This is a genomic window from Kitasatospora sp. NPDC057198 (assembly GCF_042670125.1).
Taxonomy (GTDB): domain Bacteria; phylum Actinomycetota; class Actinomycetes; order Streptomycetales; family Streptomycetaceae; genus Kitasatospora.
In genome coordinates, this window is record NZ_JBHUWH010000165.1 from 1 (window position 1) to 15180 (window position 15180).

The following is a 15180-nucleotide window of genomic DNA, read 5'->3' on the forward strand; positions in this document are numbered from 1 at the left end:
GTCCGGGGCTCCCCGGGGAGGGGAGTCCGGACGGCCCCGGGCGCTTCGTGCGGACGGGTCAGCCGCTCGACTTGGGCGCCGCCGTCAGGTCGTACATGGTGGTGCTGCCGACGGTCTTCGCGGTGTAGGTGGACTCCACCCAGGAGGCGATCTCCGAGGAGTAGTTGGAGCCGCCCATGCTGCCGCCGCCCATGCCGCCGCCGCCGATGAACCAGTGCACCCTGCCCTCCGCGACCAGCTGCTTGAAGCCGTCCAGGGAGAGCGACGGGTCGCTGCCGTTGAAGCCGCCCAGCGCCATCACCGGCTCGCCGCTGGCGAGTTGGTAGCTGGCCTGGTTCTGCGAGCCGACCGCGGCCGCGACCCAGGTGTACTTGCCGGCGTCCTGCTTGAGCAGGTCGGCCACCTCGGAGGAGACCAGGGCGCCGTTCAGCAGGCCGCCCATGCCGCCGAAGCCGCCCGTGCCCATGCCGCCGAAGCCGCCGCGGCCGGTGCGGCCGGTGCGGCCGTCCTCGCCGGTGGTGCCGCCCGGGAAGGTGCCGGTGCCGTCGGTGCGGCCGTTGCCGGTGCTGTTGCCGCCGGGGAAGCCGGGCATGGTGCCGTTGCTGTTGCCATTGCTGTTGCCGGTGCCGCCCGGGAAGTTCGGCATGCCGTTGCCGTTGCCGGTGCCGTTGGTGCTGCCGTTGCCGGTGCCGCCGTTCTGGCCGCCGCCCGGGAAGCCCGGGAAGTTGCCGCCCCGGCCACCGCCGCCACCGCCGCCGGGGAAGCCGCCCCGGCCGCCGAAGCCGCCGCTCTGCACGGCCGGGCCGGCGGTGACGATGGAGCCGCTGTGGCCGGTGGAGACGGTGTCGAGGGCGTAGGCGGTGGGGCCGGCCAGGCCCGTGGCGAGGGCGGCGAGGCCCGCGGCGGTGGCGATCCGGCGTCCGGCGGGGCCGGCGATCCGGCCGGCGAAGAGCAGGGCGAGGGCGGCGAGGATGCCGCCGACCAGCACCGCGTTGCCCAGCCACGGCACGAAGTCGGCGCTGCGGCCGAGCAGTTGGCGCGCCCACCAGGCGGTGACCAGGACGGTCACGGCGAGCACGGCGGCGTACGGCAGGCGGTGGCGGACCTTCCACAGGCCGTCCGCGCCCATGCCGACCAGGGCGGCGACCGCCGGGACGAGGGCCACCGTGTAGTACTGGTGGAAGATGCCGGACATGAAGCTGAAGGTCAGCCCGGTGGAGAGCAGCCAGCCGCCCCAGACCAGGAAGGCGATCCGGGCCGAGTCGGTGCGCGGGTAGCGGCGGGTCGCCCACAGGCCGAAGGCCAGCAGGATCAGCGCGGCGGGCATCAGCCAGGCGATCTGCCCGCCGATGTCGCCGTCGAACAGCCGGGTGATGCCGGTGGAACCCCACATGCCGCCGCCACCGCCGCCCATCCGGTTGCCGCCACCGCCGCCGACCGAGCCGGTCTCGTCACCGGTGATCCGGCCGAAGCCGTTGTAGCCGAAGGTCAGCGAGAGGAAGGAGTTGTCCTGCGAGCCGCCGATGTACGGGCGGGCCGAGGCGGGCATCAGCTCGACGATCGCGACCCACCAGCCGCCGGCCACCACCATCGCGACGGTGCCGTACAGCAGGTGCAGGAAGCGGCGGCGCAGCGCGGTGGGCGCGCAGACCAGGTACACCAGGGCGAAGCCGGGCAACACCAGGAACGCCTGCAGGGTCTTGGCGAGGAACGCCAGGCCGAGCAGCACGCCGACCAGGACGATCCAGCGGGTGGAGGCCGTCTCGGTGGCCCGGACGGTGCCGTACGCGGCCAGCGTGAGCAGCAGCACCAGCACCGCGTCCGGGTTGTTGAAGCGGAACATCAGCGCCGCGACCGGGGTCAGCGCCAGCGCGGCGCCCGCGACCAGGCCGCCGAGCGCGGAGAAGCGGCGGCGCACCGTCGCGTACACGGCGGCGACCGTGCCGACGCCCATCAGGACCTGCGGCGCGAGCACGCTGAACGAGCTGAGGCCGAGGATCCGGGCGGAGAGCGCCATCGGCCACAGCGCCAGCGGCGGCTTGTCGACGGTGATGAAGTTCGCCGCGTCCGAGGACCCGAAGAACATCGCCTTCCAGCTGACCGAGCCGGCCTGCACGGCGGCCGAGTAGAAGGAGTTCGCCCAGCCGGAGGCGGTCAGGTTCCAGAAGTACAGGGCGGCCGTCGCCAGCAGCAGGCCGAGGAACGCCGGACGCACCCACCGGGGGTCGTCCTGGCGGCCGCGCCAGGTGCGGGCGGGCAGCGTGCGCAGCCGGCCGGCCCAGGAGGCCCGGCCCCCGGGGCCGACGGGCGGCAGCGCGACGGGCGGGAACAGCGTCTCAGCGGGCCGATCGCCTCCGGTCCCGGCGGGCGGGAGCGGCGCGGTGGCGGGCCACTCGGTCGGCCCGGCCGCGGTGTCGGCCGCGGTGTCGGCCGCGGTGTCGGCCGTGGTGGCGGCCGCGGCAGGACCGGCGATCACCGGTGGCGGGTACTTCGCGGCGTCGGGCCACGGCTCGCTGGTCGGGGGAACGGAACTGGACGTGGTCATGGGCAATACGCTCGGAGGCCCGGCTGAGAGGTTGATGAGAGCCGGGTATGAGGGCGCTCTAATCTCCCGGCGAACGGGTGGCGTACGCCTCGGCGGGGGCTCCGAGGGAGACGCGGAAGGGGTGCGCGGGCCGTCCGTGGCGGCCCGTCAGTTCGCGGCGGGCTGCGTGGCGGCGGGCTGCGGGGTGGCCGACTGCGGGGTGGCCGACTGCGGGGCGGTCGGGTCCGGGGTGGGCGGGGCGAGGCGGGTGCCGAGCCAGTCGAGGGCGGGCGGGATCTCCCGCGTCCAGGTGTGGAAGTTGTGGCCGCCGCTGTCCAGGGTGATGGTGGACAGCCGGGTCGGAGCCTTGAACGCGGCCACCATCTCCTGGGTGGGCCGGTAGTTCTCCTCGTTGCGGCTGGTGGCCAGCAGCAGCGAGACCGGCGGCGCGGGCTGGGTGCGCAGCCGCCACAGCAGGTCGTTCTCCTGCTTGACCTGGTCGCTGCCGCCGAACAGGTCGCCGGTGGTGGGGTCGTTGTGCACCTCGTAGTAGCCGGACAGGGCGATCGCCGCCCGGTACGAATCCGGCTTGCGCACCGCGAACTTGACGGCGCAGTAGCCGCCGGTGGAGTCGCCGATCACGGCCCGCGACTCGGGCCGGTCCTCGACCCGGTAGGAGGCGGACATCGCCTTCGGCAGGTCCTCGGTGAAGAAGGTCTCCACCTGCGGGCCGCCGGGCACGTCCATGCACTCGGTGTCCCGGTTGCCGACCAGGGTGGGCCGCATCATCACCAGCACGGCGGGCGGCATCCGCTTGGCCTCGACGGCCTTCAGGGTGGACGCCGGGTACTGCAGCAGCGAGATCAGCTTCTCCGGCGTGCCCGGGTACCCGGACAGCGCCAGCACCATCGGGAACCGGCTGTTCGCGTACTCGGGCTGGAAGTACTGCGGCGGCAGGTAGACGTACGCGGGGGTGCCGGTCAGTCCGGAGCCGCTGCCGTGGATCTCCACCTTCTGGATCACCCCGGAGCGGTCCTGCGCGGAGCCCTGCGCCGAGTACATCTTCTGCTCGCCGGTCACCGAGACGGCCTTGCCGCCCGGCTGGTGGTCGACCACGGTACCCGGGCTGCCGTCCAGGCCGAGCAGGTCGCTCCAAGTCGAGTAGAAGCCGAAGTACGAGTTGGCGATCAGGCCCATCGCGGCCAGCACCGCGACCTGCGTCCCGAAGAACGCCCCGAGCCGGCCGAGCCAGGCCCGCCAACTGCGCCCGCCGAGCCGGGGCCACAGCCACATGGTGGCGGCGAAGGCGGCGACGGCCACCAGGGAGGCGATGATCTGCAGCGGGAGTCCGGTCAGGCTGGGCACCCGATGATCGTAAGGTACGTCTTCATCGAACTCCCAGCCGCCTCCCAGCCGGTTCACGGGTTGGCCAAGCCCACCCCAAGCCCGTCCCATGCCCGCCCCGTGCTCGCCCTGGCCCACCGGCGGCGCGGCCGCTGTCGGTGCTCCCGGCTACGCTCCGCCGATCATGAGACCCCTCGAGGAACTGCACGCGGCCGACCGGTTGTTCATCCACTCCGAGGTTCCGGACCGGCTCCGGGAGCTGTACGCCGAGGACGCGGCGGTGGCCGGCCCGGCGCTGAAGGGGCTGTTCGTCCCGCTGCTCCACCAGGGGGTGGTGTACTCGGACGCCGTCGTGGCCGTCCCGTACCTGGCGCACGCCGCCGTGCACGCCCGGCACGGGCGCCGCGGCCTGCTGCAGTTCCTGGCCGACACCGGGTACGACGAGAGCGACGGGTTGACCGCGGACGTGCTGCCCGGCCCGCTCGGGGTCTCCGCCGAACTCCCTTTCCTGCTACCGCTGTTGGAGGACGCGGACGCGGAGGTGCGGCAGCAGGTGGTGCGGGTGGCCCGGTGGGCGGCGGGGGAGTCGCGGCCGCTCGCGCTGGCGGCGCTGACGGAGTGCTTCCGGGCGGATCCGTCCGCGCGGGTGCGGGCCGAGGCGCTGGAGGTGCTGCACCGGCTGGGCGGGGCCGAGGACGGGCCGCTGCGGGCGGCGACGGCCGACGGGGCGCCCGCCGTCCGGGCCACCGCCGCGCTCCTGCTGCTGGAGGAGGCCGAACCGCCGTACCCCGCCGAACTGTTGGACGTGCTGATCGCGGACGGCGGGGACGCCGACCTCGACATGGGGCCGGGGCCGATCCTCCCCGGCGCCGTCTCCCTGCTGGAGCGGGCGTCGGCGCTGCTGCGCACCGCCCCCGGGGCGTTGCAGGCCGCCGCCACCGCCTGGATCGCGGCCGGCGACCACCACGGGCGCGGCGGCCACCTGGCCGTGGAACTCGCCGAGGCCCTGCGCGGCCGGGAGGCCGAGGCCGCCGTGCTGCTCGCCGCCGGCCTGGCCCGGTGGCCCCACCCGCACCCGCCGCAGCCGACGCTGGACGCCCTCGTCCGCTGGGCCGACCGCCACCCCGACCCGGCCGCCCTCGCCGAAGCCGTGCTGCCGTACGCCACCCACCCGAACATGTGGGCCACCGTGTCGGCGCAGCACGTCCTCGGGCGGATCGGCGACACCCGGCTGCTCACCGCCTTCCCCGCCCCCGAGGGCAAGGCGGTGGTCGAGCTCGCCGCCCGCAGCGACGACCCCGACGTCCACCGCCGGGCCCTGCGGCCGCACGCCTGCTACGGCCACTTCCACGGGCACGACAGGGCCGCTGAGGTCGTCGAGTCGCTCGCCCCCGGGGCCGCCGCCCGGTTGCTGCCCGAGCTGATCGCTCTGCTGGGGGAGAAGCCCGGCCCGGACCTGCTGCGCGCCCTCGGCGGCACCGGACTCACCGACCCCGAACTGCTGTCCCGTATCGAGGAATTGGGTGCCGAACCGGCGCTGTCCCTGGCCGCCGCCGTTGCCGCTGCCCGTCTCGGCGGCGACCCGGGCCCGGCGCTGCGCCTGCTCGCCGAACGGCTGGAAGCCCAGGACGCCGCCCCCCTGGCGGAGGTTGCCCTGCTCGGCCCGCTCGGTGCCCCGCTGGCCCCCCTGGTGGAGCGCCACCTCGCCGACGGCTCCCCGGCCCGGCGCTCGCTCGCGGCCACCGCGCTGTGGCGGATCACCGGCGATCCCGCCCGGGTCGCTCCCGCCCTGCTCGCCCTCGTCCGGGACGGCCTGGCCGACCCGGACGCCCTCGGCACCCTCCGGCAGACCGGCGTCCCGCTCCCGCCGGACGTGCGGGCCCGGATCGAGGAGTGGGCGCACGCGGACCGCCGGGAACTGCCGGGATACCTCCGGAGCGGCCGCCCGGACCGCGAACTGCCCCATGCGGCAAGCCTGTTGCTGGTCGCGGCCGGAGAGGACGAGCATGCGCACGCCTGAGGAACTGCACCTGGTCGACTGGTCGGCCCTGACCCACGGGTACGGCACGGCCGAGGCGGTGCCCGACTGGATCCGGGCGCTGTACGACGAGGACGCGGCGGTGGTCGGCGAGGCGCTGGACATGCTGTTCGAGCAGGCGATGCACCCGGAGACGGTGTACCCGGCGAGCGTCGCCGCCGTCCCGTACCTGGCGCACGCGGCCGTGCACGCCGTCCACCGGCGCGACCGGGTGCTCGCCTTCCTGGTCGATGCCGGGCGCCACCACGACCGGTGGTGGGACGCGGCGGAGGAGCCGGCGCCCGTCGAGGTCTCCGCCGAACTGCCTTTCCTGCTCCGCTTGTCGGACGACCCCGACCCCGAGGTACGCCGGCAGCTGGTGCGGGTCGCCTACTGGGCGATCGGGGACAGCCGGCCGCCCGTGCTGGCAGCCCTGGCGGCCTGCCACCGGGCGGATCCGTCGGAGCGGGTGCGGGCCGAGGCGCTGGAGGTGCTCAGCCGGATCAGCCCCGACCGGGAGGGGCAGCTGCGCGCCGCGCTGGCCGACCCGTCGCCCGCCGTCCGGGCCACCGCCGCGCTCGGCCTGCTGGAGCTCGCCGGGCCGCCGCACCCGCCCGAACTGCTGGACGTCCTGATCGCGGACGGCGGGCACCCCGGCTTCGGCATGCCGTACGCGGTGTACCACTTCGGCATCGACGCCACCGAGACCCGGGTGCGGGCCCTGCTGGACGGCAACCCCGAGCTCCTGCGGGCGGTCGCCGTCTCCTGGGTCGCGGCCGGTGACCACGACGGGCGCGGCAGCCGGCGGGCCGTCGAACTGGCCGAAGGACGGCGCGGGCACGGGACGGAAGTCAGCATGCTGCTGGTCGACGCCCTGGCGACCCGGCACGAACCGGACGTGCTGCGGGAGACGCTGAAAGGCCTCGGCCGCTGGGCCGCCCACCACCCCGACCCGGCCGTCCTCGCCGACGCGGTGCTGCCGTACGCCACCCACCCGAACTTCTGGATCGCCGACCAGGCGCAACAGCTGCTGGGCCGGACCGGCGACACCCGGCTGCTCACCGCCGTCGCCGCCCCCCTCGGCGAGGCGCTGGTCGAACTCGCCGCCCGCAGCGACGACCCCGACGTCCACCGCCGGGCCCTGCGGCCCCTGCGGTGCTACTTCCGCAACCACGACCGGCACAGCCGGGCCGCGGAGGTCGTCGAGTCGCTCACCCCCGGGGCCGCCGCCCGGCTACTACCCGAGCTGATCGCTCTGCTGGGGGAGAAGCCCGGCCCGGACCTGCTGCGCGCCCTCGGCGGCACCGGGCTCACCGACCCCGAACTGCTCGCCCGCATTCAGGAGTTGGGTATCGAACCGGCGCTGTCCCTGGCCGCTGCCGTTGCCGCTGCCCGTCTCGGCGGCGACCCGGGCCCCGCGCTGCGCCTGCTCGCCGAACGGCTGGAAGCCGGAGATGCCGCCCCCCTGGCGGAGGTCGCCCTGCTCGGCCCGCTCGGTGCCCCGCTGGCCTCCCTGGTGGAGCGCCACCTCGCCGACGGCTCCCCGGCCCGGCGCTCGCTCGCGGCCACCGCGCTGTGGCGGATCACCGGCGACCCCGCCCGGGTCGCCCCCGCCCTGCTCGCCCTCGTCCGGGAGGGCCGGCACGACCTGCCCGTGCTGACCGCCCTGCGGGAGACCGGCGCACCCCTCCCGCCGGACGTGCGGGCGCAGGTCGAGGAGTGGGCGCACCCGGAGCGCCGGACGCTGAGCAGGCACGGCCTGAGGGCCGTCGAGGAGGACGACGAACTGTACGACGCGGCCCGCCTGCTGCTCGCCCCGGCCGGAGCGGACGGGCATGCGCACGCCTGAGGAACTGCACCTGGTCGACTGGGCGGAACTGCGCCACCCCGATGCCCCGGACCGGCTCCGGGAGCTGTACGACGGTGACCGGGAGGTGGCCCGTCGGGCGTGGGGCGAGCTGTTCCACCGGATGCTGCACCAGGGGTCGGTGTACCCGGCCGCCGTCGCCGCCGTCCCGTACGTGGCGCACGCCGCCGTGCACGCCGCCCACGGGCGGGCCGAGGCGCTGGAGTTCCTGGCCAATGCCGGGAGCGGGGGCTGCTGGACGCCCCCGTCGGGGGAGCCGCCGGTATCCGCCGAACTGCCTTTCCTGCTGCCGCTGTTGGGGGACGCGGACGCCGAGGTGCGGCGGCAGGTGGTGCGGGTGGCGTACTGGGCGGCGGGGGAGTCGCGGCCGCTCGCGGTGGCGGCGCTGGCGGAGTGCTTCCGGGGCGACGCGTCGGAGCGGGTGCGGGCCGAGGCGCTGGAGGTGCTGAGCCGGCTGAACGGGGAGCGGGCGGGCACGCTGCGGGCGGCGCTGGCCGACGGGGCGCCCGCCGTCCGGGCCACCGCCGCGCTCGGCTTGCTCGAGGAGGCCGAACCTCCGTACCCCGCCGAGCTGTTGGACGTGCTGATCGTGGACGGCGGGGACGCCGACTTCGGCATGGGGCCCTGCGAGTTCTTTCACGGCGTCGGCGACACCGACGGCCGGGTGCGGGAGCTGCTGCGGGGGGATCCCGCGACGGTGCGGGCCGCCGCCGCGAGCTGGATCGCGGCCGGCGACCACGACAGGCGCGGCAGCCGGTGGGCCGTCGAACTGGGGGAGCGGTGGCCGGGCCGGGAGGGCGAAGCCGCCGTGCTGCTGACCGCCGCGCTGCCGCGGCAGCGCGAGCCGCACCCGTACGCACGGGTGCGGGCAGCCGTCGAACGCTGGGCCACCCACCATCCCGACCCGCGGGCGGTCGCCGAGGCCCTCCGGATGCCCGAACCCCACCCGGAGCAGCAGGCCGCCGGGTCCGGCCGGGGCGCACCGGGCCCGCCCGGTTTTGCCCGGCCGATCAGCGACGCCCCCGACCCCGAGGCCGAGGCGCTGGTCGCGCGCGCCGCCCGCAGCGACGACCCCGAGGTGCACCGCCGGGCACTGCTCCCCTACCTGTGCGGCTCCTGCCCGCACCCGCACAGCAAGGCCCCGCAGGTCATCGAGTCGCTCACCCCCGGGGCCGCCGCCCGACTGGTCCCGGAACTGCTCGGGCTGCTGCACACCGCCCCGCACCCGCGCCTGCTGCGCGCCCTCGGCGGGACGGGCCTCGACGACCCCCGACTGGCCGCCAGGATCGTCAGGCTGACCTTCGACGACGATCCGGCGCTGGCCTGCGCCGCCGCCGTGGCGGCCGTCCGCCTCGGGGTCGAGACGCGCTCGGCGCTGCGGATGCTCGCCGCGTACCTGGAGCACGACTGCGACGTCCTTCCGGAGATCGCCCTGCTCGGACCGCTCGGCGCCCCGCTGGCCCCCCGGGTGGAGCGCCACCTGCTGGACAACAGCGCCACCGACCGCAGCCGGGCCGCCGCCGCGCTGTGGCGGATCACCGGAGACCCCGCCCGGGTCGTCCCCACCCTGGCCGCGCTGCTCCGGGACGGCCTGCGCGACCCGGCCGCGCTGGAGACCTTCCGGCGGGCGGTCGCCGCGCTCCCGCCGCAGGTGCGGGCCCGGATCGAGGCGTGGGCGTGCCCGGAGGACGGCGGGGCGGTGCTGTACGGTCGCACGGGGCTCGCGGACGGGGAACTGCTGCGGCGGGCCAGGAGGTCGATGGCCGGAGAGGACGAGCGTGCGCGCGCCTGAGGAACTGCACCTGGTCGACTGGGCGGAACTGGGCCACGCGTTCGGGAGTGCGACCGAAGTCCCCGACTGGGTAAGGGCGTTGTACGGCGGGGATGCGGCGGCGGCCGACCGGGCGGTGGACGGGCTGTTCGGCCGGGCCCTGCACCAGGGGACGGCCTCCTCGGCGGGGGTCGCCGCCGTCCCGTACCTGGCGCATGCCGCCGTGCACGGCGCACACCACCGGGACCGCGCCTTGGAGTTCATCGCCGGGACGGGCGGGACCGAGGAGCACTACTGGTACGAGGAGGAGGACCGGCCCGGCGAGGAACTGGCGGGGCGGGCCCGCGCGTCCGCCGAACTGCCTTTCCTGCTGCCGCTGTTGGGGGACGCGGACGCCGAGGTGCGGCGGCAGGTGGTGCGGGTGGCGCGCTGGGCGGCGGGGGAGTCGCTGCCGCTCGCGGTGGCGGCGCTGGCGGACTGCCTGCAGGAGGACCCGTCCCCGGCGGTGCGGGCCGAGGCGCTGGAGGTGCTGAGCCGGCTGAACGGGGAGCAGGCGGGGACGCTGCGGGCGGCGCTGGCCGACGGGGCGCCCGCCGTCCGGGCCACTGCCGCGCTCGGGCTGCTGGAGGCAGCAGAACCCCCTTACTGTGAACGGCTGTTGGACGTCCTGCTGGCGGACGGCGGCGATCCGGCGTTCCGGATGGCCCGGGACGAGTGGTTCCCCGGCGTCGGCAGCACCGAGAGCCGGGTGCAGCGCCTGCTCGACGCCGACCCCGACGCCACCCGGGCCGCCGCCGCGGCCTGGACCGCCGCTGGGGACCACCATGCGCGCGGCACCCGCCGCGCCCTGCGGCTGGCCGCCCGCTGGCCCGGCCGCGAGGCGGAAGCCCTCGACCTGATGGCCGCCGCCCTGCCGCACCAGCCCGACCGGTACTGGCGGCAGAACCTGCTGTGGGGCCTGGCCGAAGGGGCTGTCCGCCACCCCGACCCGGGCCGGCTCGCCGGGGCGGCGCTCCCGTACGCCGCGGACCCCGACCACCGGATCGCCGAGCCCGCCCAACTCGTCCTCGGCCGCACCGGGGACGCCCGGCTGCTCGGCGCCGTCCCCGACCCGGCCCCGGCCGCGCTCGACGCGCTGGCCGCCCGCACCGACGACCCCGCCCTGCGCCGCCGCGCCCTCGCCCCCTACCGCTCGCCGTACGACGGGGCGGTCCGCGGCGCCGCCGACGAACTCCTCGACGTGCTCACGCCCGCCGACACCGCCGCCCTGCTGCCCGAACTGGTCCGGCTGCTGCGGGCCGCGCCGAGCCGCAAGCTCCTGCACCTGCTCGGCGGCTCCGGCCGCGCCGACCGGCAACTCGTCGACGCAGTGGGGGAGTTGGCCGCCAACGACGGCCACGACCTGCAGGCGGCCGCCGCCGTCGCCGCCGTCCGGCTCGGCGCCGACCCGGGTCCCGCGCTGCGCCTGCTCGCCGAACGGCTCGACCAGGGCTGGGGCGCCCTCACCGAGGCGGCCCTGCTCGGCCCGGTCGGCGCACCGCTACTGCCGCTGGTGGAACGGCACTTGACGGCAAGCGCCCCGCAGGGCCGGGTGGACGCCGCCGAGGCGCTGTGGCGGATCACCGGCGACGCCCGCCGGTCCGTCCCCGTCCTGCTCGAAGTCTTCCGCCCGACCTGGCCCGGCCTGCGCGCGCTGACCGTGCTGCGCCTGATCGGCCGCCCGCTGCCCGCCGAACACCTTGCCCTGCTGGACAGTTGGCTCTCCCCCGGACACCTCGGGCCGAGCGAGGAGGAGGTCTTCTGGCACGACCGCCTCGGCAACCGACTGCGCGCCCAGGCCCGGTTGCTGCGCGCCCAGCAGCCCTGACGCTTCCGGTGCCGTTGGTGCTGTCGGTGCCGTCGGTGCCGTCGGTGCTGTCGGTGCTGTCGGTGCGCCCGGCTAAGGTCCGGCGATCATGAGGACACCCGAGGAACTGGACCTGGTCGACTGGGCGGCGTGGGCGACGGCCGAGGCCCCGGAGTGGATCCGGGCGCTGTACGCCGAGGACGCGGCGGTGGTCGACGACGCGTTGCGGCAACTGTTCCACCACGCGCTGCACCAGGGATCGGTGTATCCGACCGCCGTCGCCGCCGTCCCGTACCTGGCGCACGCGGCCGTGCACGGCGTCCACCGGCGCGGCGACGTGCTGGCATTCCTGGCGGGGACCGGCGGGGCGGAGGAGGTGGTGCACCAGTCCGAGCAGGCGGTACGGGGAGCCGCCCTGGTGGCGGAGGAACTGCCTTTCCTGCTACCGCTGTTGGGGGACGCGGACGCCGAGGTGCGGCGGCAGGCCGTGCGGGTGGCGCGCTGGGCGGCGGGGCAGTCGCTGCCGCTCGCGGTGGCGGCGCTGGAGGACCGCCTGCGGGAGGATCCGTCCCCGGTGGTGCGGGCCGAGGCGCTGACGGTGCTGAGCCACCTGGAGGCCGATCCGGTCGGACGGTTGCGCGCGGCGCTGGACGACCCGGCGCCCGCCGTCCGGGCCACCGCCGCGCTCGGTCTGCTGAGCGGAGCCGAACTCCCTTACCCGGAGGAGTGGTTGGACGTCCTTGTGGCGGACGGCGGCGACCCGGCGTTCCGGGTGGTGCAGGGCGAGTGGTTCCCCGGCGTCGGCAGCACCGAGGACCGGTTGCAGCGGCTGCTGAACGCCGACCCGGAGGCCACCCGGGCGGTCGCCGCCGCCTGGGTCGCGGCCGGTGACCACGACGGGCGCGGCAGCGGCTGTGCGCTGCGGCTGGCCCGGTACTGGATGGGTCGGGAGGCGGAGGCCGTCGCACTGCTGGCGGCCGCGCTGCCGCTCCAGCGGGAGGGGCGCGGGCGGTGGCGGGTGCTGGACTGCCTCGCGGACTGCCTCGACCCCGGGACGGGCGCCGTGGTCGCCACGGCCGCCGCCGCGGCCTCAGCCGCGCTGCCGCACGTCGACGACCCGGAGCAGTGGGTCGCCGAGGCCGCGCAACTGGTCCTGGGCCGGGCCGGGGACCGCCGCCTGCTCACCGCCGTCCCCGCTCCCGCCCCCGCAGCCCTCGACGCACTGGCCGCCCGCACCGACGACCTCGACCTGCGCCGCCAGGTGCTCCGCGACGGGCTCGGCCGCGAACTCCTCGACTCGCTCACTCCGGCCGACGCCGCCCCGCTGCTGCCCGAACTGACCGCCCGGCTGCGGCGCTTCCCGCGTGCGCAGCTCATCCACCGGCTCGCCGAGATCGGCATCGCCGACCCCGAACTCGTCGCGCTGATGGCCTATTTGACGTGGAGCACCGAGCGCGTGCTGTCCCGGGCCGCCGCCGTCGCCGCCGCCCGGTTCGGCGCCGACCCGCAGCTTGCGCTGCGCCTGCTCACCGAGCAGCTGGAACGCGGCGAGCAGGGCTGTCTGACCGAGACCGCCCTGCTCGGGCCGGTCGGGGCGCCGCTGCTCCCACTGGTGGAGCCCTACCTGGCGGCCGAGCACCACCCGCAGACCCGGGTGGACGCCGCCGAGGCGCTGTGGCGGATCACCGGCGACCCGGCCCGCGCCCTCCCGGTCCTCCACGACCTGCTCGCCCTCGACCCGCCGGGCCTGCGGGCGCTGTCGTTGCTGCGCCGGATCGGCCGCCCCGTGCCGGAGGCGCAGCGGTCGCTGCTGGAGTGGTGGTCGACCCTGGAGCCGGGCGAACTGGCCGAGGAGGATCCCTGGTGGAGCCGACGGGACCACGCCCGACTGCGCGCGGACGCCGGCCTGCTGCTCGCCCGGCAGTCCTGAGCGCCCGGGGGCGGTTCGGTAGTGTCGGGCCCATGAGGGCGCCCGAGGAACTGCACCTGGTCGACTGGCCCCGGCTGGAGCACCCCTACGGTGAACTCGCCGATCTCGGGGACCTGCTCCGGGCGCTGTACGGCGAGGACGAGGAAGCGGTCGCCGGGGCGCTGGAGGAGGTGTACTGGGAGGCGCTGGACCTGCGGCCGGAGTTCCCGGTGCGGGCCGCCGTCGTCCCGTACCTGGCGCACGCGGCCGTGCACGCCACCCACCAGCGGGGAGAGGTGCTGACGTGCTTGGCGCTGGCGGCCGGCAAGTGGGCGGGGGACGGCCTGCTCGCGGCCGAACTGCCGGGCCTGCTACACCTGTTGCGGGACGAGGACCCCGAAGTGCGGTACGGCGCGGTCCTGGTGGCGCGCTGGGCCGAGGGGCGGGCGCGGCCGCTCGCGGTGGCCGGGCTGGCCGAGCGGCTGCGGGCGGACCCGGTGGAGCGGGTGCGGGCGGAGGCGCTGGCGGCGCTCAGCCGGCTGGAGGAGGAGCCGGCCGGGCGGCTGCGGGCCGCGCTGGCCGACCGGGCGCCCGCCGTCCGGGCCACTGCCGCGCTCGGACTGCTGGAGGCGGCCGAACTCCCTTACCCCGACGACTTGTTGGCGGTCCTGTCGGCAGACGGCGGCGGCTCCGCCTTCACCGCCGGGGTGGATCTCGGTGTGCTGAAGGTGCGGGAGGTGCTGGACCGGGACGCCGCGAGCACCCGGACGGTCGCCGCGGTCTGGATCGAGGCCGGGGACGTGGACGGGCGCGGCTCCCGGCCGGCCCTGCGGCTGGCCGACACCTGGCGGGACCAGGAGGCGTCGGCCGTCGCGCTGCTGGTGGACGCGCTGCCGCGGCAGCCCGACGGGCACCGGCGGACGGCCGTCCTGGAGGCGATGGCCCGTTGGGTGGCGGCCTGCCCGGACCCGGCGCCGGCGGCCGACGCGGCGCTGCCGCTGGTCGACGATCCCGAGCGGAAGGTCGCCCGGGAGGCCCAGCTCGTGCTCGGCCGGGCCGGGGACCGCCGACTGCTCACGGACGTCCCCCGGCTCGCCCTCGAGGCCCTGGACGCGCTGGCGGCCCGCACCGGCGACCCGGAACTGCGGCGCCGGGTCCTGACGCCGCGCCCGTGCACCTGCGGCCGCTGCGAGCCGGCGGCCCGGGTGAGCGCCGATCGGGTGCTGGCGGCGCTCACCCCGCCGGAGGCGGCCGCGCTGCTGCCCGAACTGCTCGCCCTGCTGCGGGTGCGGCCGAACCAGGAACTGGTTCGACTGCTCGGCGCCACCGGCCGCGCCGAGCCCGAACTGCTGTCGCTGCTGGGCGAGTTGGCTGCCGCGGGCGACCGTTCCCTGGCGCCCGCCGCGGCGGCCGCCGCCGTCCGGCTCGGTGCGGACCCGGGCCCCGCGCTGGGGCTGTTCACCGACCGGCTGGGCGCCGACGGCTGGACCCTGGCGGACGCGGCCCTGCTCGGCCCGGCCGGGCGGCCGCTGCTGCCGCTGGTGGAGGGCCACCTGGCGAACGGGAACGACTGGCACCGGGCGCACGCCGCCGAGGCGCTGTGGCGGATCACCGGCGACCCGGCGCGCGCCGTCCCGGTGCTGCTCGACCTGCTCGTCCCGCTGCCGGTGGGCGTGTTCGCGCTGGACGCGCTGCGCCGGACCGGCGCGCCGCTGCCGCCCGCGGCGCGCGCGGTGGTGCGGGGCTGGGCGGACGGGGAGCGCAAGGTCCTGCGCGGGTCCTACGACCGGAACGGGGAGGACGCCGTGCTGCGCGCGGCCGCCCGGCTGCTGCTCGCCGCGCAGGGCTGACCCGGGAGGCGGAACGGCGACGGCCCGCCGCACCCATGGGGAAGGTGCGGCG

Annotated in this window: 8 protein-coding genes; 6 read left to right on the forward strand and 2 right to left on the reverse strand. The window is 76.7% G+C overall.

The genetic code is table 11. The features are described 5' to 3' along the window. Positions 1-58: 58 nt before the first annotated feature. Both ACFUEL_RS19560 and ACFUEL_RS19565 read right to left on the reverse strand, forming a co-directional pair. Entirely contained in the window at positions 59-2545 is a 2487-nt protein-coding gene (locus ACFUEL_RS19560; protein WP_380237620.1) for an ArnT family glycosyltransferase, read from the reverse strand. Positions 2546-2692: 147 nt separating this feature from the next. Beyond that, positions 2693-3889 (reverse strand): alpha/beta hydrolase, encoded by a 1197-nt coding sequence (locus tag ACFUEL_RS19565; RefSeq protein ID WP_380237621.1) that lies wholly within the window; start codon positions 3887-3889, stop codon positions 2693-2695. 163 nt (positions 3890-4052) lie between these two features. On the opposite strand from ACFUEL_RS19565, the gene ACFUEL_RS19570 reads away from it, so the two are divergent. The 6 genes from ACFUEL_RS19570 (at position 4053) to ACFUEL_RS19595 (ending at position 15128) form a co-directional block, all read left to right on the forward strand. Continuing rightward, positions 4053-5888 (forward strand): HEAT repeat domain-containing protein, encoded by a 1836-nt coding sequence (locus ACFUEL_RS19570; RefSeq protein ID WP_380237622.1) that lies wholly within the window; start codon positions 4053-4055, stop codon positions 5886-5888. Further along, positions 5875-7734 carry a hypothetical protein gene (locus ACFUEL_RS19575; RefSeq protein ID WP_380237623.1) on the forward strand — a complete coding sequence of 620 codons (1860 nt, stop codon included), beginning with the start codon at positions 5875-5877 and terminating at the stop codon, positions 7732-7734. Before ACFUEL_RS19570 ends, ACFUEL_RS19575 begins: the two co-directional genes overlap by 14 nt. Next, positions 7721-9544: a hypothetical protein gene (locus ACFUEL_RS19580; protein WP_380237624.1), complete on the forward strand. Its 1824-nt coding sequence runs from the start codon at positions 7721-7723 to the stop codon at positions 9542-9544. The genes ACFUEL_RS19575 and ACFUEL_RS19580 overlap by 14 nt, the downstream gene beginning before the upstream one ends. Next, positions 9531-11390 (forward strand): HEAT repeat domain-containing protein, encoded by a 1860-nt coding sequence (locus ACFUEL_RS19585; RefSeq protein ID WP_380237625.1) that lies wholly within the window; start codon positions 9531-9533, stop codon positions 11388-11390. The genes ACFUEL_RS19580 and ACFUEL_RS19585 overlap by 14 nt, the downstream gene beginning before the upstream one ends. Positions 11391-11478: 88 nt before the next feature. After that, complete coding sequence (locus ACFUEL_RS19590) at positions 11479-13299, forward strand: HEAT repeat domain-containing protein (RefSeq protein ID WP_380237626.1); 1821 nt, start codon at positions 11479-11481, stop codon at positions 13297-13299. 32 nt (positions 13300-13331) lie between these two features. Beyond that, on the forward strand, positions 13332-15128 hold the full coding sequence (locus ACFUEL_RS19595) for a hypothetical protein (RefSeq protein WP_380237627.1): 1797 nt from the start codon (positions 13332-13334) through the stop codon (positions 15126-15128). Positions 15129-15180 lie beyond the last annotated feature (52 nt).

What these genes read in the sequence shown, in the direction of transcription:
- ACFUEL_RS19560 (WP_380237620.1), bottom strand. Translation starts at nt 2,545, where the DNA reads ATGACCACGTCCAGTTCCGTTCCCCCGACCAGCGAGCCGTGGCCCGAC.
- ACFUEL_RS19570 (WP_380237622.1), top strand. Translation starts at nt 4,053, where the DNA reads ATGAGACCCCTCGAGGAACTGCACGCGGCCGACCGGTTGTTCATCCAC.
- ACFUEL_RS19575 (WP_380237623.1), top strand. Translation starts at nt 5,875, where the DNA reads ATGCGCACGCCTGAGGAACTGCACCTGGTCGACTGGTCGGCCCTGACC.
- ACFUEL_RS19580 (WP_380237624.1), top strand. Translation starts at nt 7,721, where the DNA reads ATGCGCACGCCTGAGGAACTGCACCTGGTCGACTGGGCGGAACTGCGC.
- ACFUEL_RS19590 (WP_380237626.1), top strand. Translation starts at nt 11,479, where the DNA reads ATGAGGACACCCGAGGAACTGGACCTGGTCGACTGGGCGGCGTGGGCG.
- ACFUEL_RS19595 (WP_380237627.1), top strand. Translation starts at nt 13,332, where the DNA reads ATGAGGGCGCCCGAGGAACTGCACCTGGTCGACTGGCCCCGGCTGGAG.